Origin of the sequence: Desulfuromonas sp., assembly GCF_002868845.1 — a bacterium.
Classification (GTDB): domain Bacteria; phylum Desulfobacterota; class Desulfuromonadia; order Desulfuromonadales; family BM501; genus BM501.
The window spans coordinates 66,176-87,113 of the sequence record NZ_PKUB01000006.1 but is presented as its reverse complement, the minus strand read 5'-3'; the positions used below and the strand labels follow the sequence as shown (position 1 = coordinate 87,113).

19 protein-coding genes are annotated in these 20,938 nt (G+C 66.2%); all 19 read right to left on the bottom strand.

Features of this window, described 5'->3' with window-relative positions; genetic code table 11:
* Positions 1 to 10 precede the first annotated feature (10 nt).
* The 19 genes from C0617_RS01645 to C0617_RS01555 all read right to left on the bottom strand — a co-directional run bounded on the left by C0617_RS01645 (position 11) and on the right by C0617_RS01555 (position 20,796).
* Entirely contained in the window at positions 11 to 1,210 is a 1,200-nt protein-coding gene (locus C0617_RS01645) for an argininosuccinate synthase (RefSeq protein WP_291315318.1), read from the bottom strand.
* Between the two features lie 85 nt (positions 1,211 to 1,295).
* Positions 1,296 to 1,898, bottom strand: coding sequence for an RDD family protein (locus C0617_RS01640; protein WP_291315277.1), 603 nt, complete (start codon positions 1,896 to 1,898; stop codon positions 1,296 to 1,298).
* A gap of 18 nt (positions 1,899 to 1,916) precedes the next feature.
* Positions 1,917 to 2,834, bottom strand: coding sequence for an ornithine carbamoyltransferase (argF, locus tag C0617_RS01635; RefSeq protein ID WP_291315276.1), 918 nt, complete (start codon positions 2,832 to 2,834; stop codon positions 1,917 to 1,919).
* A 90-nt stretch (positions 2,835 to 2,924) separates the two neighbouring features.
* Positions 2,925 to 4,118 (bottom strand): acetylornithine transaminase, encoded by a 1,194-nt coding sequence (locus C0617_RS01630; protein ID WP_291315275.1) that lies wholly within the window; start codon positions 4,116 to 4,118, stop codon positions 2,925 to 2,927.
* Positions 4,115 to 5,005 carry an acetylglutamate kinase gene (gene argB / locus C0617_RS01625; RefSeq protein ID WP_291315274.1) on the bottom strand — a complete coding sequence of 297 codons (891 nt, stop codon included), beginning with the start codon at positions 5,003 to 5,005 and terminating at the stop codon, positions 4,115 to 4,117. The genes C0617_RS01630 and argB overlap by 4 nt, the downstream gene beginning before the upstream one ends.
* 92 nt (positions 5,006 to 5,097) lie before the next feature.
* Complete coding sequence (gene hslU, locus C0617_RS01620) at positions 5,098 to 6,414, bottom strand: ATP-dependent protease ATPase subunit HslU (protein WP_291315273.1); 1,317 nt, start codon at positions 6,412 to 6,414, stop codon at positions 5,098 to 5,100.
* On the bottom strand, positions 6,411 to 6,941 hold the full coding sequence (hslV, locus tag C0617_RS01615; RefSeq protein ID WP_291315272.1) for an ATP-dependent protease subunit HslV: 531 nt from the start codon (positions 6,939 to 6,941) through the stop codon (positions 6,411 to 6,413). Before hslV ends, hslU begins: the two co-directional genes overlap by 4 nt.
* A gap of 108 nt (positions 6,942 to 7,049) precedes the next feature.
* Positions 7,050 to 8,174, bottom strand: coding sequence for a hybrid sensor histidine kinase/response regulator (locus C0617_RS01610; protein WP_291315271.1), 1,125 nt, complete (start codon positions 8,172 to 8,174; stop codon positions 7,050 to 7,052).
* A gap of 24 nt (positions 8,175 to 8,198) precedes the next feature.
* Positions 8,199 to 10,847 (bottom strand): alanine--tRNA ligase, encoded by a 2,649-nt coding sequence (gene alaS / locus C0617_RS01605; RefSeq protein ID WP_365888835.1) that lies wholly within the window; start codon positions 10,845 to 10,847, stop codon positions 8,199 to 8,201.
* 15 nt (positions 10,848 to 10,862) lie between these two features.
* Positions 10,863 to 11,321: a regulatory protein RecX gene (locus C0617_RS01600; protein WP_291315269.1), complete on the bottom strand. Its 459-nt coding sequence runs from the start codon at positions 11,319 to 11,321 to the stop codon at positions 10,863 to 10,865.
* A complete protein-coding gene (locus C0617_RS01595; RefSeq protein ID WP_291315268.1) occupies positions 11,308 to 12,486 on the bottom strand; it encodes a type IV pilus twitching motility protein PilT in 1,179 nt (392 codons plus the stop codon). Before C0617_RS01595 ends, C0617_RS01600 begins: the two co-directional genes overlap by 14 nt.
* Positions 12,487 to 12,579: 93 nt before the next feature.
* A complete protein-coding gene (gene recA / locus C0617_RS01590) occupies positions 12,580 to 13,593 on the bottom strand; it encodes a recombinase RecA (RefSeq protein ID WP_291315267.1) in 1,014 nt (337 codons plus the stop codon).
* A 58-nt stretch (positions 13,594 to 13,651) separates the two neighbouring features.
* Complete coding sequence (gene thpR / locus C0617_RS01585) at positions 13,652 to 14,263, bottom strand: RNA 2',3'-cyclic phosphodiesterase (RefSeq protein WP_291315266.1); 612 nt, start codon at positions 14,261 to 14,263, stop codon at positions 13,652 to 13,654.
* Positions 14,260 to 16,401 (bottom strand): ATP-binding protein, encoded by a 2,142-nt coding sequence (locus C0617_RS01580; protein ID WP_291315265.1) that lies wholly within the window; start codon positions 16,399 to 16,401, stop codon positions 14,260 to 14,262. Before C0617_RS01580 ends, thpR begins: the two co-directional genes overlap by 4 nt.
* An 87-nt stretch (positions 16,402 to 16,488) precedes the next feature.
* Positions 16,489 to 17,742, bottom strand: coding sequence for a CinA family nicotinamide mononucleotide deamidase-related protein (locus tag C0617_RS01575; protein ID WP_291315264.1), 1,254 nt, complete (start codon positions 17,740 to 17,742; stop codon positions 16,489 to 16,491).
* Positions 17,743 to 17,785: 43 nt separating this feature from the next.
* Entirely contained in the window at positions 17,786 to 18,238 is a 453-nt protein-coding gene (locus C0617_RS01570; RefSeq protein WP_291315263.1) for a phosphatidylglycerophosphatase A, read from the bottom strand.
* 77 nt (positions 18,239 to 18,315) lie between these two features.
* Positions 18,316 to 19,497 carry a nickel pincer cofactor biosynthesis protein LarC gene (gene larC, locus C0617_RS01565; RefSeq protein ID WP_291315262.1) on the bottom strand — a complete coding sequence of 394 codons (1,182 nt, stop codon included), beginning with the start codon at positions 19,495 to 19,497 and terminating at the stop codon, positions 18,316 to 18,318.
* Positions 19,494 to 20,252: a nickel pincer cofactor biosynthesis protein LarB gene (gene larB, locus C0617_RS01560; protein ID WP_291315261.1), complete on the bottom strand. Its 759-nt coding sequence runs from the start codon at positions 20,250 to 20,252 to the stop codon at positions 19,494 to 19,496. The genes larC and larB overlap by 4 nt, the downstream gene beginning before the upstream one ends.
* Positions 20,253 to 20,307: 55 nt before the next feature.
* On the bottom strand, positions 20,308 to 20,796 hold the full coding sequence (locus C0617_RS01555; protein ID WP_291315260.1) for a hypothetical protein: 489 nt from the start codon (positions 20,794 to 20,796) through the stop codon (positions 20,308 to 20,310).
* Positions 20,797 to 20,938 lie beyond the last annotated feature (142 nt).

Below are 20,938 nucleotides of genomic sequence, written 5' to 3'. Positions count from 1 at the left end.
TACAGCTGCCTTACCTGTTTTTTTGCATCATGCTGCGGATGCGCAGTCGCAGGGAGTTGATTTTGATGAAGCCCTCGGCGTCGGCCTGGTTGTAGACCTCGTCCGCCTCGAAGGTGGCGAATTCGACGTTGAACAGGCTGTCGGTCTCGCTCTGGCGACCGACGACCCGGCAATGCCCTTTGTACAGCTTGACCCGGGCCTTGCCGTTGACGGTCTTCTGGGTGTCGTCGATCAGTGCCTGAAGGGCTTCGCGCTCGGGAGCGAACCAGTAGCCGTTGTAGACCATCTCGGCGTAGCGGGGGATCAGGGAGTCGCGCAGGTGCATGACCTCGCGGTCCATGGTGATCGACTCGACGCCGCGGTGGGCCTCCTCGAGGATTGTGCCGCCGGGGGTCTCGTAGACGCCGCGGCTCTTCATGCCGACGTAGCGGTTCTCCATCAGGTCGACGCGGCCGATGCCGTGCTTGCCGCCCAACTCGTTCAGCTTGAACAGCAGGTCTGCCGGGGAGAGCTGCTCGCCGTTGACGGCGATCGGGTCGCCGTTCTTGAACTCGATCTCCACGTACTCGGGGGTGTCGGGCGCCTCTTCCGGGGCGACGCTGAGTACGTACATGTGCTCGGGGGCCTCGGCCCAAGGATCTTCCAGCACGTCTCCCTCGAAGCTGATATGCAGCAGGTTGCGGTCGGAGCTCCAGGGGTTCTTTTTGCTGGTCGGCACCGGGATGCCGTGCTTCTTGGCGTACTCCTCCAGGGCGGTGCGGCTGTTCAGATCCCACTCGCGCCAGGGGGCGATGACCTTGACCGCCGGGTCGAAGTGGTAGTAACCGAGTTCGAAGCGCACCTGGTCGTTGCCCTTGCCGGTGGCCCCGTGGCTGACGGCGTCGGCCCCTTCGGCGGCGGCGATCTCCATCTGCTTCTTGGCGATCAGCGGCCGGGCGATGCTGGTGCCGAGGAAGTAGCGCCCCTCGTAGATGGCGTTGGCGCGGAACATGGGGAAGACGAAGTCGCGCACGAACTCCTCGCGGAGGTCTTCGATATAGCACTTGCTGGCGCCGGTCTTCTTCGCCTTCTCGGGGATGTGGTCGAGTTCCTCGCCCTGGCCGAGATCGGCGCTGAAGGCGATGACTTCGCATCCGTACTCCTCGACCAGCCATTTGAGGATGATGGAGGTGTCGAGTCCGCCCGAATAGGCGAGAACCGCTTTTTTGATCTAACCTTTTTTGCTCATGGGTGGCTCCTTGAAAAAATTCGGATGATATGTTCTGTCATGCAGCTTATTGTTTACAGCTTACAGCTTACAGCTTAACCACATAGGTGTCTGCGATCTTGTCGTGCAGGCCCTGTTTCTGGGAGTCGAAGGCCACCACCAGATAGCCGATGCCGAGCAGGATGCCGGAGAGGAACTTGCCCGGCACCTCGCGCAGGAAGGCTCGTCCGTAGCCGATATCGGCGCCGTCGGTGCGGATGACCCGGATCCGGACCGCCATCTTGCCCGGGGTCTGGCCGCAGTATCCGGTGAAGAAGACGAAGTAGGCGACGTCCAGGACCATCCCGAAGATCCAGACCACGAAGGCGAACATCCCCTGCCCGTCGGTGGAGAGATGGACCCCGGTGAGCGTGGGGATCGCGCCCAGCAAGATCGCCGTGACCAGGGTGACGGCGGTCACGATCACCGAGTCGACGACGGCTCCCACCGCCCGGACCCAGAAGCCGGCCTTGGGCTGCTCCTCGGCGGAGAGGGGGGGCGGAGCCGGCGTGGGGGCGGGCAGCGGCTGCGCCGGCCCGGCAAAGGGAAAGGCCTGCCGGCACCTGGGGCAGGTCACCCGGTTCGTTCCGGGGGGGACGGTCCCCGGGGCGAGGTCCCGGGAAAACCCGCAATGGGGGCAGGAAAGGGTCATCGGATCGCCGCTTCCAGCTTAAAGCCGGCTCCCCATCAACGTCGCCATGATCGCCTTCTGCACGTGGAGCCGGTTCTCCGCCTCGTCGAAGACGACCGAGTGGGGCCCTTCGATGACCTCGTTGGAGATCTCCTCGCCGCGGTGGGCGGGCAGGCAGTGCAGCACGATGCAGCCGGGGGCGGCGGCGGACACGATCCCGCCGTCGATCTGGAATCCGGCGAAGGCCTTCTCCCGCTCCTTCTGCTCCTGCTCCTGGCCCATGCTGGCCCAGACGTCGGTGTTGAGCACGTCGGCCCCGGCGGCGGCCTGCGCCGGGTCGTCGGTGTAGAGGATGCTGGCCCCGGCCGCCTTCGCCCGCGCGACCACCTCGGGGTGGGGCTCGTAGCCCTTCGGGGTGGCCACCCGCAGCTCGAAGCCGAAGACCGCGGCGGCGTTGATCCAGCTGTTGGCCATGTTGTTGCCGTCGCCGATCCAGCAGTACTTGAGCCCCTCGATGGCGCCCTTGTGCTCGATGACGGTGAAGAGGTCGGCCATGACCTGGCAGGGGTGGTACATGTCGGTGAGGCCGTTGATGATCGGGATGTCGGACCAGCGCCCCAGTTCCTCGACCGCTTCCTGGGAGAAGGTGCGGATCATGATGCCGTCCACGTAGCGGGACATGACCCGGCCGGTGTCCTTGACCGGCTCGCCGCGGCCCATCTGGGTGGTGCTCGAGGAGAGGAACAGGGCGTGGCCGCCGAGCTGGAACATCCCCACCTCGAAGGAGACCCGGGTGCGGGTGGAGCTCTTCTCGAAGAGCATCCCCAGGGTCTGGCCCTCGAGCAGGCGGTGCGGCTCGCCGCGCTTCTGCTTCTCCTTCAGCTCGCGGGTCAGGGCGAAGATGCCGTCGAGTTCGGCGCGGCTCCAGTCGGAAAGGCAAAGGAAGTCTTTTTTCACGTCAGGCTCCTGAGTAGGGGTAAGGAAAAAGGCGGTCGGAAAAAGGTTCCGGAACCCTTTCTCCTTTAACCTTTTCCCTTTCTCCTGAAATTATTGTTCTGCGAGGATGCCGTCGAGGATGTCGACCGCCTCGTCGATCTCCTGCCGGGTCACGATCAGCGGCGGCAGGAAGCGCAGCACGTTGCCGACGGTGCAGTTGATGAGCAGGCCGCGGCGCAGCGCCTCCTTGACCATCTCGCCCCCCTCAACGGAGAGCTGCATGCCGAGGATCAGCCCCCGGCCGCGGATCTCGGTGACAATGGGGTAGCGCCCTTTGAACTCTTCGAGACGTTCGCGCAGGTAGTCTCCCATGGCGACGCAGTTCTCGATGACGCCGTCCTCGAGAATGGTCCGGAAGGCGGCGACCCCGGCGGCGGCCATCAGCGGGTTGCCGCCGAAGGTGGAGCCGTGGGTGCCGGGGCCGAGGCTCTCGGCGATCTTCTCCCGGGCTACCATGGCCCCGATGGGGGGGCCGCCGGCGAGGGCCTTGGCCAGGGTCATGATGTCGGGTTCCACACCTTCGTACTGGTAGGCGAAGAGCCGACCGGTCCTCCCGCAGCCCACCTGCACCTCGTCGAAGATCAGCAGCAGTCCGAACTCGTCGCAGATCCGGCGCACCTCGGCCAGGTATCCCGGCGGCGGGACGTTGACCCCGCCTTCTCCCTGGAGCGGCTCGAGCATGACGGCGCAGGTGTTGGGGCCGACCGCGGCGCGCAGCGCCTGGAGGTCGCCGAAGGGGACGAACTTGAAGCCGGGAACGACCGGTTCGAAGCCGCTGCGGACCTTCTCCTGGCCGGTGGCGCTGATGGTGCCGATGGTGCGGCCGTGGAAGGATGCGAGCGCGGTGATGACCTCGAAGCGGTCCTGTCCGGAGGCCTCCCTGCTGTGCTTGCGCGCCAGCTTCATGGCCGCCTCGTTGGCCTCGGCCCCCGAGTTGCAGAAGAAGACCCGGTCGCCGAAGGAGTGGGCGCAGAGCAGCTCGGCCAGCTCGATCTGTGCCGGGATGTGGAAGTAGTTAGAGCAGTGCAGCAGCTTCGCGGCCTGCTCCTGCAGCGCCGTCACCACCTTCGGGGGGCAGTGGCCGAGGTTGTTCACCGCCACCCCGGCCAGGAAGTCGAGGTACTCCTTGCCGTCGGCGTCCCACAGGCGGCAGCCATCGCCGCGGGTCGCCACCAGGGGGTAGCGGCCGTAGGTCTTGGCGACGTGCCTGTCGCCCCGGGCGATCCACTCTTCGGACAGGCTCATTGGTCGAACCTCGCGATGGCGGTGCCGATCCCCTTGTCGGTGAAGATCTCCAGGAGCACGGCGTGCTCCATGCGGCCGTCGATGATGTGGGTCTTGTGGACCCCCTCCTCCACGGCGTCGACGCAGCAGTTGACCTTGGGAATCATGCCTCCGGAGATGGTGCCGTCGTTGATCAGGTCGGGCACCCGGGCGACGTCGATGGTGGAGATCAGCCGGCCGTTGCCGTCCTTGACCCCCTCCACGTCGGTGAGCAGGATCAGTTTTTCGGCCCGCAGGGCCCCGGCGACCCGCCCGGCGACCAGGTCGGCGTTGATGTTGTAGGTTTCCCCCTCGAGGCCGACCCCGATCGGGGCGATGACCGGGATGAAGTTGCTTTGCTCAAGGGCCTCGATAATGGTCGGCTGAACCCGCTCGACCTCGCCGACCATGCCGATGTCGATAATTTCGGGGGTGAGGGTGTCGGGGTTGACCGCGGTCATCGCCAGCTTGCGGGCCTGGATCAGGTTTCCGTCCTTGCCCGAGAGGCCGACGGCCTTGCCGCCGTGGCGGTTGATGTTGCCGACGATCTCCTTGTTGACCTTGCCGCCGAGGACCATCTCCACCACGTCCATGGTCTCCCTGTCGGTGACCCGCATCCCCTGGATAAAGCGGGTCTCCTTGCCCATCGCCTCCAGCACCCTGCCGATCTGGGGGCCGCCGCCGTGGACCACCACCGGGTTGAGGCCGATGTATTTCATGAGGATGATGTCCTGGGCGAAGCCCTCCTTGAGGCGTTCTTCGACCATGGCGTTGCCGCCGTACTTGATGACGATGGTCTTGTTGGAGAAGCGCTTGATGTAGGGCAGCGCCTCCATCAGGACGTTGGCTTTTTCGATCAGTTCTTTCATGGCTTAATATCCGTAACGCGTGACGTGTGACAAGTGACGCGTAAAACAGAGGTGACCTCTCGTCACGCGTCACCCGTTACGCGTCACGGCAGTTAAAGGATGTACCGCGACAGATCCTCGTCCTGGACGATTTCCGAGAGGCGTTCGCGCACGTAATCGGCGTCGATGTCGATGCTCTGCTCCCGGATCTCCGGGGCTTCGAAGGAGAGGTCCTCGAGGAGCTTCTCCATGATGGTGTGCAGGCGCCGCGCCCCGATGTTCTCGGTGCGGTCGTTGACGGAGGTGGCGGTGCGGGCGATCTCGCGCACCGCGTCGTCGCGGAAGACCAGATCGATCTCCTCGGTCTCCAGCAGGGCGGTGTACTGGCGGAGCAGGGCGTTTTTCGGCTCGGTGAGGATGCGCACGAACTCCTCTTCGCCCAGGCTCTTGAGTTCCACCCGGATCGGGAAGCGCCCCTGCAGTTCGGGGATCAGGTCGCTCGGCTTGGCGACGTGGAAGGCCCCGGCGGCGATGAACAGGATGTGGTCGGTCTTGACCGGCCCGTACTTGGTGTTGACGGTGCTCCCCTCGACGATGGGCAGGATGTCCCGCTGCACCCCCTCGCGGGAGACCTCGGGGCCGCGGCCCCCCTCGCGGCTGGCGATCTTGTCGATCTCGTCGATGAAGATGATGCCGCTCTGCTCGGTGCGCTCCCGGGCCAGGGTGTGGACCTTGTCCATGTCCACCAGCTTTTCGGCCTCGGTCTCGACGAGCATCAGGCGGGCGTCGGCCACCTTCATGCGCCGCCGCTTGGTCTTCTTGGGAAAGAGGTTGCCGAACATCTCCTTGATCCCGGAGCCCATGTCCTCGCCGCCCTGGGGGCCGAAGATCTGCATCGGCGGGGCTACGCTCTCCTCGGTCTCCACCTCGACATAGCGGTCGTCAAGGGAGCCAAGGCGCAGCAGCTTGCGCAGCTTGTCGCGGGTCGCCTCGCGGCCCTCTCCGCTGGAGGCCTCCCCCGGCAGCAACAGGTCGAGCAGGCGCTCCTCGGCATGGTCCTCGGCCTTGACCCGGACCTTCTGGGCCTCCTCCTCCTTGACCATGATGATGGCCAGTTCGAGCAGGTCGCGGACCATGCTCTCCACATCCCGGCCGACGTAACCGACCTCGGTGAACTTGCTCGCTTCCACCTTGATGAAGGGGGCCTGTGCGAGCTTGGCCAGGCGCCGGGCGATCTCGGTCTTGCCGACCCCGGTGGGGCCGATCATGATGATGTTTTTTGGGGCGATCTCGTCGCGCAGTTCAGGGGGGACCTGCTGGCGACGCCAGCGGTTGCGCAGGGCCACTGCAACGGCCCGCTTTCCCTCCTTCTGGCCGATGATGTAGCGGTCCAGTTCGGAGACGATCTCGCGGGGGGTGAAATTGGTCATGACAGGGCCTCCACGAGAATCTGGTCGTTGGTGTAGATGCAGATGCCCGCGGCGATCTTCATCGCCTCCTCGCAGATTTCGGCGGGGGGTAGCTCCGAGTGGGACTGCAGGGCACGGGCAGCCGCCAGGGCGAAGGAGCCGCCCGAGCCGATGGCGGCGATGCCGTCGTCGGGCTCGATGACATCGCCGGCCCCGGAAATGACGAGGGTGGTCTGCCGATCGGCGACGATAAGCAGGGCTTCGAGGCGGCGCAGGATGCGGTCGGTGCGCCAGTCCTTGGCCAGTTCCACGGCTGAGCGGGAAAGGTTGCCGCGGTACTCCTGGAGCTTGGCGTCGAACTTCTCGAAGAGGGTGAAGGCGTCGGCGGTGCTGCCGGCGAAGCCGGCCAGGACCTGGTCGTTGTGAAGGCGGCGGATCTTGCGGGCGGTGTGCTTCATGACCGTGTTGCCCAGGGTCACCTGGCCGTCGCCGGCCAGGGCGACGTCGCCGTTTTTCCTCACGCAGACGATTGTTGTCCCTCGAAACATGGCTTATCCCCTGCCCGTAGGCTGGATGAGGCGGGTTAGGAAAATAAAAAATATAGCACAGCAGGCAGGGCAGACAAAGAAAAATGCGGTCCGACCTGGGGGGGCGGGTCAGTGGCGGGGAAGGGTCAGGGTCGCGGTGGTGCCCGTGCCCGGAGTGCTCTCGAGGTGCAGGCTGCCGCCGTGGCTCTGAATGAACTGCCTGGCGTAGAACAGGCCGAGGCCGAATCCCCGCACCTGGCCGGTGTGGCTCGGGTCGACCTGGTAGAATTTTTCGAACACCTTGGGCAGCTCCTCTCGGGGGATCCCCTGGCCCTGGTCGCGCACTCTCAGGGTGACGGCGTCGTCGGAGACTTCGGCGTCGAGGGAGACTGTGCGGTCCGGGGGGCTGAACTTGACGGCGTTTTCGAGCAGGGCCCGCAGGGCGAAGGCGACGCGCTCGCGGTCCAGCTGCAGGGTGGGGGACGCTTCCCCGACCTCAAGGGCGAGAGCGACCCCGTTGGCGTCGGCGGTTTCCCTGACCGCGGACGCCACTTCCATGACCATGTCCCTGAGGGACACCGGGGCTAGCCGGGGCGGACCCTCCTGGAGGATGATCTCGCTGTAGTAAAGCAGGTCCTGAACGAGGTAGCCGAGGTAGTTGGACTCGCCGAGGATCAGGTCGAGGGTCTTGGCGAAAGAGGGGTCCCGGGGGTCCCCGATGCCCGAGGCGAGGTTCTGAATGAAGAGGGAGATGGCCGTGATGGGGGTCTTGAGCTTGTGGGAGACGAGGCCGAGAAAGTCCGACTTGAGCCGGTCCATGCGCCGCAGCTGGACCAGCTCCTCCTTCAGGGCCTTGCGTTCCAGGACCTTGGCGATGGTGGTCCTGAGCTGAAGCAGGTTGATGGGCTTGGTGATGAAGTCGTCGGCGTCGGCCTTGAGAGCCTGGAGAATGGTTTCCTTGTCGGCGAAGCCGGTCATGACGACCACCGCCTGGGTGGGCTTTCTCTCCTTGACGGCCTGAAGCAGGTCCAGACCGCTCATGACGGGCATCATGACGTCGGTGAGGACCACGTCGACGGGCTCGCGCCCGATGATCTGGAGCGCTTCTTCGCCGCTGCCGGCCTGGATGACCCGGTAACCGTCCAGAACCTTTGAACACAGCTCCCGAATGATCGGTTCGTCGTCGACCAGCAGGATGCATGGTTGCTCCTGCTCCTGGGTCAGCTGCAGTTCGTCCTTGAATTCCAGGCGCAAGGTTCCCCCCTTGGGTCGTGGCGTCTAGGATGCCTGTTTCAGGGCCTCGGCGACAACCCCGTCGGCCCCTTCCAGGGCCATAGCGAGCTGGTCGGGGCGGCTGCCCCCGGCCTGGGCCAGGTCGGGGCGTCCGCCTCCCCGGCCGCCCACCTGCTCGGCCAGGGGCTTGATGATCCGGCCGGCGTGGAGGCGCCCGGCCAAGTCCTTGGTGACGGCCACCAGAAGGCTCGCCTTGCCGTCGCTCTCGCAGCCGAGCACCACCACCCCTGAGCCCAGGCCGTCGCGGAGCTGGTCGGCCAGCTCCCGCAGACCCTTGGCGTCGCTGCCGTCGATCTTGGCGGCGAGGAGCTTGACTCCCTCCACCTCGCGGGCTTGCTCCACCAGCTGCTGGGAGCGCCCGACGTTGAGACGGGCCTGCAGGGTCTCCACCTCCCGCTCCAGCTCTTTCTGGCGTTCCAGGATCTTCTGGAGGCGGCTTCCGATCTGGCCCCGGTCGCTCTTGACCAGGGCGGCGAGGCGGTCCATGTCCTGTTCCTGGCGCTGGACGAACTCCATGGCCCGGGCTCCGGTGATGGCCTCGATGCGGCGCACCCCGGCGGCGATGCCGGTCTCCTGGATGATTTTGAACAGGCCGATGTCGCCGGCTGCCTCGGCGTGGGTGCCGCCGCACAGTTCCATGCTGAACTCTCCGAGCCTGACCACCCGCACCCGCTCGCCGTATTTTTCTCCGAACAGGGCGGTGGCACCGGCGGAGATGGCCGCTTCGGCGTCCATCTCCTCGGTCTCCACGGAACGGTTCTCGCGGATGCGGCGGTTGACTTCCCGCTCCACGGTGGCGAGCTCCTCGGGGGAGAGGGCCGAGAAGTGGGTGAAGTCGAAGCGCAGTCGCTCGGGGCTGACCAGGGAGCCCGCCTGCTTGACGTGGTCGCCGAGGACCTCCACGAGGACGGCCTGCAGCACGTGGGTGGCGGTGTGGTTGAGGGCCGTGGCCTGGCGGGCCTCGCCGTCAACGGTCAGCCGGGCGTTCTGGCCGGCATGGAGGGTGCCGGAGAGGACCTTGCCGCGGTGGACGACGATTCCCGGCAGGGGCCGGAGGGTGTCTCTCACCGCGACGGCGGCGCCGTCGGTGCGGATCTCGCCCCGGTCGCCGCTCTGGCCCCCCGATTCGCCGTAGAAGGGGGTGGCGGAGGTGATGATCTCCACGTCCTCGCCTTCGCCGGCAATGGAGGCCCTCTCGCCGCCGCGCAGCAGGGCCACGACCGGAGCCTCGCCGGAAAGGGAGGTGTAGCCGGTGAACTCGCTGCGCAGGCCCTCCTCGAGAAGCTTCCGGTAGACGGCGGATACCGCCTCCTCGCCCGAGCCCTTCCAGTGCTGCCGGGCTTTGCGGCGCTGCTCCTCCATGCAGGCCCCGAAGCCTTCCTCGTCGAGGGAGAAACCGTCGCCCTCGACGATGTCGGCGGTCAGGTCGACGGGGAAGCCGAAGGTGTCGTAGAGGCGGAAGACCACATCGCCGGGGAGAAGGGTCTGCTCCGCCTTTTTGAGCTTGGCGACTTCGTCCTCGAGGATGCGCAGGCCGTTGCCGAGGGTCTGGATGAAGCGCTCCTCCTCGTTCTCCACGACCTTGGCGACGAAGTCCTTTCGAGCGGACTCCGCCGGGTAGGCCGAGGCCATGAATTCGAGAACGAAGACGGCCGTTTTGTGAAGAACGGGATCTTCGAAGCCGAGCATTTTGGCATGGCGCATCGCGCGGCGCATGATCCGCCGCAAAACGTATCCGCGGCCCTCGTTGCTCGGAAGAACGCCGTCGGCGATGAGGTAGGCCGTGGCCCGGCTGTGGTCGGCCATGACCCGCATGGAGACGTCGTTGTGTTCGTTGTCGCCGTAGGTTTTGCCCGAGAGTTTTTCGATATGAGTGATGATGTCGCGGATCAGATCGGTGTCGTAGTTCGACTGAACCTTCTGCATGACCGTGGCCAGCCGCTCGAGGCCCATGCCGGTATCGACCGCCGGTTTCGGCAGCGGGACCAGCTCGCCGTCCGGCTGACGGTCGAACTGCATGAAGACGTTGTTCCAGACCTCCATGTAGCGGTCGCAGTCGCAGCCGACGGTGCAGTCGGGGCTGTCGCAGCCGACTTCGGGTCCGTTGTCGTAGAAGATCTCCGAGCAGGGTCCGCAGGGACCGGTGTCGCCCATTGACCAGAAGTTGTCCTCTTCGAAGCGGAAAATCCGCTCGCGCGGCACCCCCTCCTGCTCGTGCCAGATGTCGGCGGCCTCGTCGTCATCGGTATAGACCGAAACGTAGAGGCGGTCGGTGTCGAGGCCCATGTCCTTGGTGAGGAATTCCCAGGCGTAGGCGATGGCTTCCCTTTTGAAATAGTCGCCGAAGGAGAAGTTGCCGAGCATTTCGAAGAAGGTGTGGTGCCGGGCGGTGCGGCCGACGTTCTCCAGGTCGTTGTGCTTGCCGCCGGCCCGCACGCACTTCTGGGACGAGGTGGCGCGGACGTAAGGGCGTTTCTCGGCGCCGAGAAAACAGTCCTTGAACTGGTTCATCCCCGCGTTGGTGAAGAGAAGGGTCGGGTCGTTGTGGGGGATCAGCGAGGAGGAGGGGACCGCGGTGTGGCCCCGCTCTTCGAAGAAACGCAGGAAGCGTGCGCGGATTTCGTTGCCGGTCATCATGAGCTGTTTTGTCTACCTCTCTTGCTTTATCGTGGACAGGATCAGCGCCAGGGGAAAGCACCGGCGCAGGAAAAAATTAACGACTCGCCTGCGCTGCCGCTCGTCCGCTTCCAGGTAGGAAAAGCCGGAAAAGCGCCTCTCTAGCTGCTCGGACAGAAGGGCCTCTTCGTTCACCTCCCCGCTGGCCTCCTCGAGAGCGGCGCGGGCGGTCTCCTCGGGCAGCCCCCGGCGCTTGAGCTCGGCCAGAAGCCGCGGGCCGACGGCGCGGCCTGCGCGAAGCAGGCTGGCGGCCAGGTCCCGGCCGTAGCGGGCGTCGTCCAGGTAGCCCAGCTCCCGGCAGCGCTCGAGGGCCGCGGCGATCTCCGCCTCGCCGCACCCTTTGCGGCGCAGCCGTTCGGCGAGACCCGCCTCGCTGTACCCGCGGCCCGTCAGCAGGCGCAGGGCGGAGGCGTAGGCTTCAGAACCGTTCAATGTCCATCGCGCCCGGGGGCTTGTCCTTCTTGGCCTCCGCCTCGCCTTCTCCCTCCCCATCTTTTTCGAAATCTTCCCAGGTCAGGTCGGAGGTGGAGGAGATCCCCGAGACCTTGAGCTTGAAGTCGTCGGGGTTGGAGCACTGGCGCAGGGCTTCTTCGAATGTGATGAGTTTCTTTTTCAGCAGGCCCATCAGGGACTGGTCGAAGGTCTGCATGCCGTATGAGACGTACCCCTGCTGGATGGTGTCGCGCAGCTGCTTGGTCTTATCCTTGTCGTCGATCATCTCCCGGGTCCGGGCGGTGGAGATCAGCACCTCCACTGCCGGCACCCGGCCCTTGCCGTCGGCGCGGGGCACCAGGCGCTGGGAGACGATCCCTTTGAGCACAGAGGCGAGCTGCATGCGCACCTGTCTCTGCTGGTAGGGGGGGAAGGCCGAGACGATGCGGTTGATGGTCTCGGGGGCGTCGACGGTGTGCAGGGTCGAGAGGACGAGGTGGCCTGTCTCGGCGGCGGTCAGGGCGGTTTCGATGGTCTCGAAATCGCGCATTTCGCCCACCAGGATGACGTCGGGATCCTGGCGCAGGGCGGCCCTCAGCGCCACGTCGAAGCTCTCCGTGTCGAAGCCGACTTCACGCTGATTGATGATGCACATCTTGTCCCGGTGGAGAAACTCGATGGGATCCTCGATGGTGACCACGTGGGCGGTGCGGTGGGAGTTGATGTAGTCGATCATCGCGGCGAGGGTGGTCGATTTGCCCGAGCCGGTGGCCCCGGTGACCAGGATCAGGCCGCGGGGCTCGACGGATAGCTTCTTGAGGATCGGAGGGATGTTCAGCTCGTCCAGGTCCTTGGTGTCGACGGGGATGGCGCGGAATACCAGCGAAACCGAGCCGCGCTGGGAGAAGACGTTGACCCTGAAGCGGCCCAGCCCGGGCACGCCGTAGGAGAGGTCGACCTCGTGGACATCCTCGAAGCGGGCGCGCTGCTTGTCGTTCATGATGGAGTAGGCGACGTTGCGGGTCGTCTCCGGACTGACCCGCGGGGCCTTGGGCAGCGGGCGCAGGGTTCCGTCGATGCGGTAGATGGGGGGCAGGCCCGCCTTCAGGTGGATGTCCGAGGCCCGGGCTTTCAGGGCCAGGGCCAGGATGTCGCTCATTTCCATGTCGTTTCCTCTGGCAGGGTGTTGAAAAAGTCCATCCGGGAATTTTTCAACCATTCCCTCCTGTGAGTCCACAGGCTGTTTTTCATCCGCCTGCTAGGCGGCTGGGGACGGCTCCGCGAGGCCGAACTGGGCGAGGATCTTCTCTTCGATGGAACGGGCGGTTTCGGGGTGCTCGGCGAGGAACTGCTTGGCGTTTTCCCGGCCCTGGCCGATGCGTTCGCCTTCGTAGGAGTACCAGGCACCGCTCTTCTCCACGATTTCAGAGCCGGCGCCCAGGTCGAGGATGTCCCCCTCCCGGGAGATGCCGGCGCCGTACATGATGTCGAATTCGGCCTCCTTGAAGGGGGGGGCAACCTTGTTCTTCACCACCTTGACCCGGGTGCGGTTTCCGATCACGTCCTGACCCTGCTTGAGGGAGGCGATGCGGCGGATGTCCATGCGCACCGAGGCGTAGAACTTGAGGGCATTGCCGCCGGTGGTCGTTTCCGGGTTGCCGAACATCACCCCGATCTTCATGCGGATCTGGTTGATGAAGATGACCACGGTGTTGGATTTGCTGATGGTGGCGGTCAGCTTGCGCAGGGCTTGGGACATGAGTCGTGCCTGCAGGCCCATGTGCGAATCCCCCATCTCCCCCTCGATCTCGGCCCGGGGCACGAGGGCGGCAACCGAGTCGACGACCAGCACGTTGATGGCGCCGCTGCGCACGAGGGTTTCGGCGATCTCCAGGGCTTGCTCCCCGGTGTCGGGCTGGGAGACCAGCAGGTCGTCGGTCTTGACCCCCAGGTTCCTGGCGTAGTTGATATCCAGGGCGTGCTCGGCATCGACGAAGGCGGCAATGCCCCCGGTCTTCTGGGCCTCGGCGACGATGTGCAGGGCCAGGGTGGTCTTGCCCGAGGACTCGGGGCCGAAGATCTCGATGATGCGGCCCTGGGGGACGCCCCCGACGCCGAGAGCGATGTCGAGGCTCAGGGCGCCGGTGGAGATCGCCTGAATTCCCTGAAGCACCGTGTCTTTGCCCAGGCGCATGATGCTGCCCTTGCCTAACTGTTTTTCGATTTGGCTCATGGCCAGGTCGATGGCCCGATCGCGGTTGTTGTCCGCCATAATATCTAACCTCCCGAAGGAATAAATGGGTGAATGAACGTTCGTGCTTCCTTGCCCGCTAGCCGCCCAGGGCGAATCTTTTGCGGGGAATGTAACGGGCCCCGCCCGAACCGAGGCGGCTTTCGTACAGGACCAGTTCGTCCACCGGGATCGTGCAGCAGGCGAGTTGCCGGTGCGCCGCGATGATCTCCCCGATGGGCGGCAGCCTCTCCCGGGCCCGCCCGAGGGTCAGGTGGGGGTGGAAAGGGCGCCCCTCTGCGGGGATGCCGATCTGCTCCAGGCCCTCCTCAAGATCCCGGTGCAGGGCGGGGAGGCTTTCCCCGTCGGCGATGCCCACCCAGATCACCCGTGGGCGGCCGGGAGAGGGGAAGGTGCCAAGCCCGGCCGCCCGGACCCGGAAGGGGGAGTGCAAAGTACCTACCGATAGCATAATTTCCCCTATCTTATCAAGCTCCTCTTCGGGGATGCTGCCGAAAAACTTGAGGGTCAGGTGAATGCCCTCGGGGCGCACCCAGCGCACTCCCGGCAGTTCTCCGGCGAGTTCGGCGCGCACCCTCTGGGTCGCCTGCAGGACCTCGTCCGGAATGGGAACAGCCAGAAAGGCCCGGACCCGGCGCTGCTCCGCCGTCGTCTCGGGTCCTTTCGGGCTCCTTTTGTCCCCCCGGTTCATGCCCGTGCTCCCGGCTGGGGGCTGCCGGCGGGGGGCGTCTCCACGGCCATTGCGGCCGGAGGCCCGGGGGCGAGGGGAAGCAGCACGTGAAAGGCGCTTCCGTCCTCGGCCTGGCCGCCGCCGGGGCCGTCGACCCAGACCATGCCTCCGTGGGCCTCCACCATCCCCTTTACCAGGGTCAGGCCCAGACCGACGCCGGTCCCCTCGAACCGCGACTGGGAGGAGGAGTGGCGATTGATGTCGCCGATCTCGTAAAACTTGTCGAAGACCCTGAGCCGCTCGTCGGGGGCGATTCCGACCCCGGTGTCGCGGACCGTCACCTGCAGGTAGCGAGTGGAGGATGGGCTGTTGAAGAAGGAGTGGGAAAAGGACCTCAGTTGTTCTTCTCTGCGCCAGACTTCGGCCTGGCTTCTGAGGCCCGCCTCGATTTCGATACGGCCTCCCTCGGGGGTGAACTTGACGGCATTTTCGAGCAGGCGCCGAAAGGTCTTTTTAAGATGGTGGGGATCCCCGAAGAGCTTCATGGGGGACGGGAAACCGCCCAGGCTGAAGGTGATGTTGCGCTGCTCGAGGGCCGGCCGGAACTCGGTGCGGATCTCATCGATGATGGCGGGCAGGGTGATTGCCTCGTATGCAAGGTAGAGGCTCTGGGACTCGACGCGGGCCGCCTCGAGCAGGTCCTGGATGATTCCTTCCAGGCGTTTGCCTCCCTGGGAGATCGCCTCCAGCACTCTCTGTTCCTGGTCGCCCAGGTCCTGGGTGAGGGTCTCCTGGAGCAGCTGGGTCCCGGAGAGGATCTGGGTCAGGGGGGTGCGCAGTTCGTGGGAGGCCAGGGACAGGAAGTTGGTTTTCATCCGGTCCAACTGCGCCAGGGCCCGGTTGGACTCCTCCATCACCTGCAGGTTCTTCTTCATCTGCTGACGCGACTGTTCCAGCTCCCGGTTGCTGGCCTGGGTGAGGCGGAACTGCCACTGGAGGGCGTCGAACAGTTGAGCGCCCTCGATGGCGGTGCCCACCTGGTTGCCGATGGCCAGCAGGAGGCGGACGTCCTCGCGGACGAAGAGGCGCTTGGAGCGGGTAAAGAGGAACAGGGCCCCCACGGGTTTCTCCTTGGCCTTCAGGGGGACGGCCTGGAACCCCCTCCATCCCGCGGCGCAGGCGACCGTGGAGCGGACCCGGCTGTCTTTGCGCAGATCGGTGGAGGAGCGGGGCCGGCCCGTGGTGACCACACGGCCGACCAAACCCTCCCCCGGAACGGCTTGGTGCAGGTCCTGAAGGACCTCGGGCTCGATGCCCGTATGTACTGCCAGTTCCAGTTCGTTGCCTTCGTGGCGCAACAGGAAGATGCCCCCGCCGGTGGCCTCGAAATTGGCCGTCGTCTCGTCGAGGATTAGCTGGAGCATCCCCTTGAGGCTCCGGTCGGCCGTGGCGCTGTGAGCGATCTGGTTGAGCAGGGTGAGGTCGCGGTTCCTTTTGCGCAGTTCCTGCTCGGTGCGTTTTATCGCGGTCACGTCCCGCAGGACCGCGTGGACCACCTTGGCGTCGCCCAGGTCCCCAAGGCGGGCGTGCACTGCGCCGATGAAAACCTGGCCGTCCTTGCGCCGGAAAGAGAGGTCCCCCGCCTGGCCGTAGCCCTCTTCGAGAACCTTGTTCACCAGGGCCAGGTAGCGGCGTTTCTGGCGGCCGGGGAAGAGGGCTGAGAGTGACAGGTTCCGGATTTCCTCGGCAGCGTAACCGAGCAATTGCTCGGCCTGCCGGTTCATTTCATCCAGGGACCCGCTCTGGGGGTCGATAAAGAAGATGGCGTCGCCGGCGTTGTCCAGAAGTTGCTGGCAGCGCCGTGCGGATCGGGCGTGGGCAACGCGCAGGCGGGTGACCTCTCCCAGCAGGCCGTCCTTGTCGGCGGCCAGGCGGTGCCCCGCGCGCAGCAGGCGCAGGGAACAGACCGCCAGGACCCCCGCGAAGAGGAGGACGAGCAGGAGAGCGGGCTGAACGAAAGAACCGAGAGGGACGGGGAGGGGGGCTTGCCCCTGCAGGCGAACGTAGAGAGCGGCCAGGAAGAGCAGGACGAGGGCCAGGCCCAGTCCGGCGAGGATCGCCATGTTCGTGATGCGATTGCTTGATCGGTTCCAATCCATCGACGACCTTATCTCCCGGCGGCGAGGTTCTCCGGGAACGTTGCTGGGGCGAACTCGATCCTTCCGGGGCAGCTTTCGCGCCGGGCGCTACGGGTTCGGCTCGGCCGGCAGGGCCCCGAGGTGGCGGCGCAGCCAGTCGAGAGCGGTGTAGGCTGCCAGGATGCGCACCTGCTCCCGGTTCCCGGCGAAATGATGCCTCCGCGCCTGTTCGCCCCGGGCCGTACTCAGGGCGATGAAAACGGTGCCTACCGGTTTCTGCGGCATGCCTCCGCCGGGACCGGCGATGCCGGTGATGGCCAGACCCAGGTCGGTGCCGGCGGCTTCTCGGATGCCGCGGGCCATGGCCAGGGCACAGGCCTCGCTGACCGCTCCCGGTTGGAGGAGGACGGTCTCGGGGACCTGGAGCCAGTCACGTTTGGCGCTGTTGGCGTAGGTGACAGCACCCCGTTCCAGAAAGGTCGAAGCCCCGGGGATGTCGGTGAGGAGCTTGGCGACCAGGCCGCCGGTGCACGATTCGGCCAGAGCCAGGGTCAGGCTGCGGGCGGTAAAGAGGCGGGCGACGGTCTTCGCCAGGCTTTCGCCGCCAGGTCCCACCACATGGTCTCCCAGGGCCTGGCGGGCCTCCAGTTCGGCCCGGTCCAGCAGGCTGAGGGCCTTCTGCCCACCCGCCCGAAGCTTGACCAGGACGAGGGGGAATTCGACCCCGAAGGCGATGCTGACCCCCTCGGGCAGGTCGGCCCCTGTCAGCAGTTCCTCGGTCTTCGGTTCGGAGATGCCGAAGACCTGGAGGATTCGCTCCTCCCTGGGGAAGGCTTCTCCGCTGCGAGCCTGCAGGCGGGGCAGGACCGAGGCCTCCAGCATGACGGTCATTTCCGAAGGGACGCCGGGAAGGAAGAAGAGGTCCGTCGCTCCGTGACGGAGCACGAAACCGGGTGCGGTTCCCCGGGTGTTGACCAGGGCCGCCACCTTCTGCGGCAGCAGGGCCTGTTTTTCGTTGCCGGGGTGCATGGGGCGTCCTTTGCGCCGGAAGTGCTCGCGGATCTGGCGCAGCGCTTCGTCGTGCAGGGCCAGGCGTCGGCCGAAGGCGCGCGCCGCGGCCCGGGCGGTCAGGTCGTCGGCGGTGGGGCCGAGTCCGCCGGTGACGATCACCGCCTGGTGCCGCTCCGCAAGGTGTCGCATGGCTTCGGCGATGTCTTCCTCGGCGTCCCCCACGGTGCGCGATTCGCGCAGGGCCAGACCTCGGGCTCCGAGGAGCCGGGCGATGCGGGCGGTGTTGGTGTCGTCCATCTCACCGCTGAGCAGTTCGTCCCCGATGGCGAGGACGGCGATTTTGACATCCACGATCAGAACTCCGGATAAGCCTCGGTCGCAGGGGCGCCGAGGGTCAGTTCAAGAAGGCCAGGCACAGCCGCAGGGCGACGGCCCCGTAAACCCCGGCCACCACGTCGTCGAGGACCACCCCGAAGCCGTTCTTGAGGTTTCGGTCGAACCAGGCAGCCGGGGGGATCTTGGTGATGTCGAAAAAGCGGAAAAAAGCGAACCCGAGCAGGGCCGCCGGCCAGGAGAAGGGGAGGAAGGCCACCGTCGCCAGGTATCCCACCAACTCGTCGATGACGATGCGCCCGTCGTCCACCACACCGTAGGCTCTTCCCGCCTCGCCTGCGGCCCAGACGGCCAGGAACAGCAGGGCGATCCAGGTCAGGGCATAGAGGGGGGCGGGAAAGGCGGCCAGCAGGTAGAAGGCGGGAATCCCCGCGAGGGTGCCGACGGTTCCCGGGGCTTTGGGGAAGTAGCCGAGCCCGGCGTTGCTGGACAGAAAAAGGGCGAAGCGGCGCATATGCAAGTCCGTAACCGGAAAAAGGTGAAGGGGAAAGGCTTTTCATGCCTCGTCAGGCAGCCACTACCGGATGCGCGTCAGCCGTTTTGAAAGAGGTCCTGCGCCGCCCGCTCCACCAGGCGGTAGACCTCCGGCAGGGGGCGGCCGCTCCCCTCGGCGAGACGGCGGCAGTCCTCGTACTCGGGGGTGATGCGCAACAGTTCTTCCCCGTCGTAGAGGAGCTTGACCGACGCCTGACCCAGGGCGGTGGCGACCGTCGCCGCCTTGCGTCCGAGCTTGAACCTTGCGCTCTCGTGGACACGCACTCCGCTGGCGCTGCTTTCCCTCAGCAGCAGCCGGGAAAGGCGGGCGGCCTTTTCCGGCGGGGCGACCACCGTGACCTTCACCCCGGGCCGGTTTTTCTTCATCTGCAGGGCCGTGAAGCCGGCATCGAGGGCCCCGGCGCCCAGCAGGCGCTCCAGGAGGTCGCCGAGCCATTCGGGGTTGGCGTCGTCGAGGTGGCTCTCCAGAACCGCCACCCGGTCTCGTTCCGCTTCCGGCCAGTCCGTCTCCGCGGCGAGTATGCCCCTCAGCAGGTTGGGGCGGTCCTCCAGGTGGCGGCCGCCGACCCCGTAGCCGACACGCTCGACGGTCATCGCGGGGATCGGTCCGAAGGAGGCGAACTCGGCGGCGATGGCCGCGCCCGTGGGGGTGACAAGCTCGAAATTCGAATCCCCGTCCACGACCGGGCAGCCCCGCAGGATCTCCACCGTTGCCGGGGCGGGCAGGGGGAACTCTCCGTGGGCGGTGCGCACCCGGCCCCGGGAGAGGGGCAGGGGAGAACAGACCACCTTCGGCGCGCCGAGCAGGTACAGGCCGACGGCCGCTCCTACCACGTCGACGATGGAGTCGAGCGCCCCCACCTCGTGGAAGTGCACCCGTTCCAGGGGGACGCCGTGAACTTTTGCCTCGGCCTCGCCGATGCGGCGGAAGATGCGCCGGGCCAGCTCCCTTTCGGGGGGGGCCAGGGCGCTGCCGGCGAGCATGGCGTCGATGTCCGCCCAGGTGCGGTGGTGCTCCTGCTCCTCGCAGAGGACCTCTACCCGGCTTCCCGTGATGCCGGTGCGCAGCTCGCGCCGGCAGTCGATGCGGTAGCCGGAGACCGGCAGCTTCCGCAGCTGTGCCTCGATGGCGGAGAGGTCCGCTCCGAGATCGACCAGCAGGCCGAGGACCATGTCCCCGGAGATGCCGGAGAAGGTGTCGAGGTAGAGGAGGTTCATCGCTCCCCCAGGCGGTTGATGCGGGTGGCGGCGAAGGCGGCGCCGAAGCCGTTGTCGATGTTGACCACGGTGACTCCGCTGGCGCAGGAGTTGAGCATCCCGAGCAGGGCCGCCACCCCGCCGAAGGCGGCGCCGTAGCCTACCGAGGTGGGCACGGCGATGACCGGCACGGCCACCATCCCCCCGACCACCGAGGGCAGGGCCCCTTCCATCCCTGCGACGACGATGACCACCGCGGCCTCCCGCAGTCGCTCGGCCCGGGCCAGCAGTCGGTGGATGCCGGCCACGCCGACGTCCACGATCTCCTCCACATCGTTTCCGAGTATCTTTGCTGTGACCGCCGCCTCGCGGGCCACCGGCAGGTCCGAGGTGCCGGCGCAGACCACGACCACCTTGCCCTTGCCGCGGACCTTCACCGGCTTCTGCGCCAGGGCGAAGGCGCGCGCCTCGGGGTGGTACTCCCCTGCCGGGAACCGCGCGAGAAGGGCATCGCCCTTCTCGCGGTCGAGGCGGGTGATCAGGATGTTGCTGCCCTGCTCGGCCATTTTGGTCACGATGGTCAGAATCTGCCCGAGGGTTTTTCCCTGGCCCAGGATCACTTCGGGAATCCCCTGGCGCAGTTCGCGGTGGTGGTCGATGAGGGCCACCCCGACGTCCTCGAAGGGCAGGGTGCGCAGCCTCTCCACACCCTCCTCCACGGAGAGCTGACCCTCGCGGAGGGCGGAAAGCAGTTTTTTCAGCTCGGTCGGATCCATGGAGTCCCAGGGGAAGAGGAAAGAGTTTTAGAGAGTATCAATTATCGGGGTATTTTCAAAGATTAATTTGGCCCCGCCCGCTGCGCAGGGCGTCGGGCGGCTCCTCCAGCCAGCCTAGCTTCAGGACGCCCCACAGGCCGACGAGAACCGCTTCGGCCGCGTCGTGGCGCAGGGAGGTGGGGCGCGGGGCCCCGGACCAGGCGATGACCTGGCGGGCCGCTTCGTCGGCATGGCGCTTGGCCTCGGCCCCCGTGCGCTGCTCCCGGGGCAGGAGGAAGACTTTTCGCCAGGCCTCGGCGCCGAGTTGCAGGGTCCTGATCCCGAAGCGTTGCGCTTCCTTCTTCCAGATCTCCGCCAGGGGACCGCTCCCCTCCACGACGAGGCAGGTCAGCGCAGGGATGTCGCGGAGAATCCCCGGGACGGCGCGGCGCAGGCGCGGAGCGCTGCCGAAATTCTGGGAACGGTACCAGATCAGGCGGCCGTCGCGGCCGTAAAGGGCGAGTCCGGTGCGCAGGCCCATGTCGACGGCGAGCAGATGGTTCACGGAGTCTCCGGGAAACGGGGGACGTCTTTCAGGATGTTTATAGCACGATTGGCCTCAGGGTGGGTGCCGGCGCCGGTCAAACGGGGGTAGATGCGGTTCGGCGGCCCCAAGGAAGGGGGGGAAGGCCACCCCTTGAGGCGGC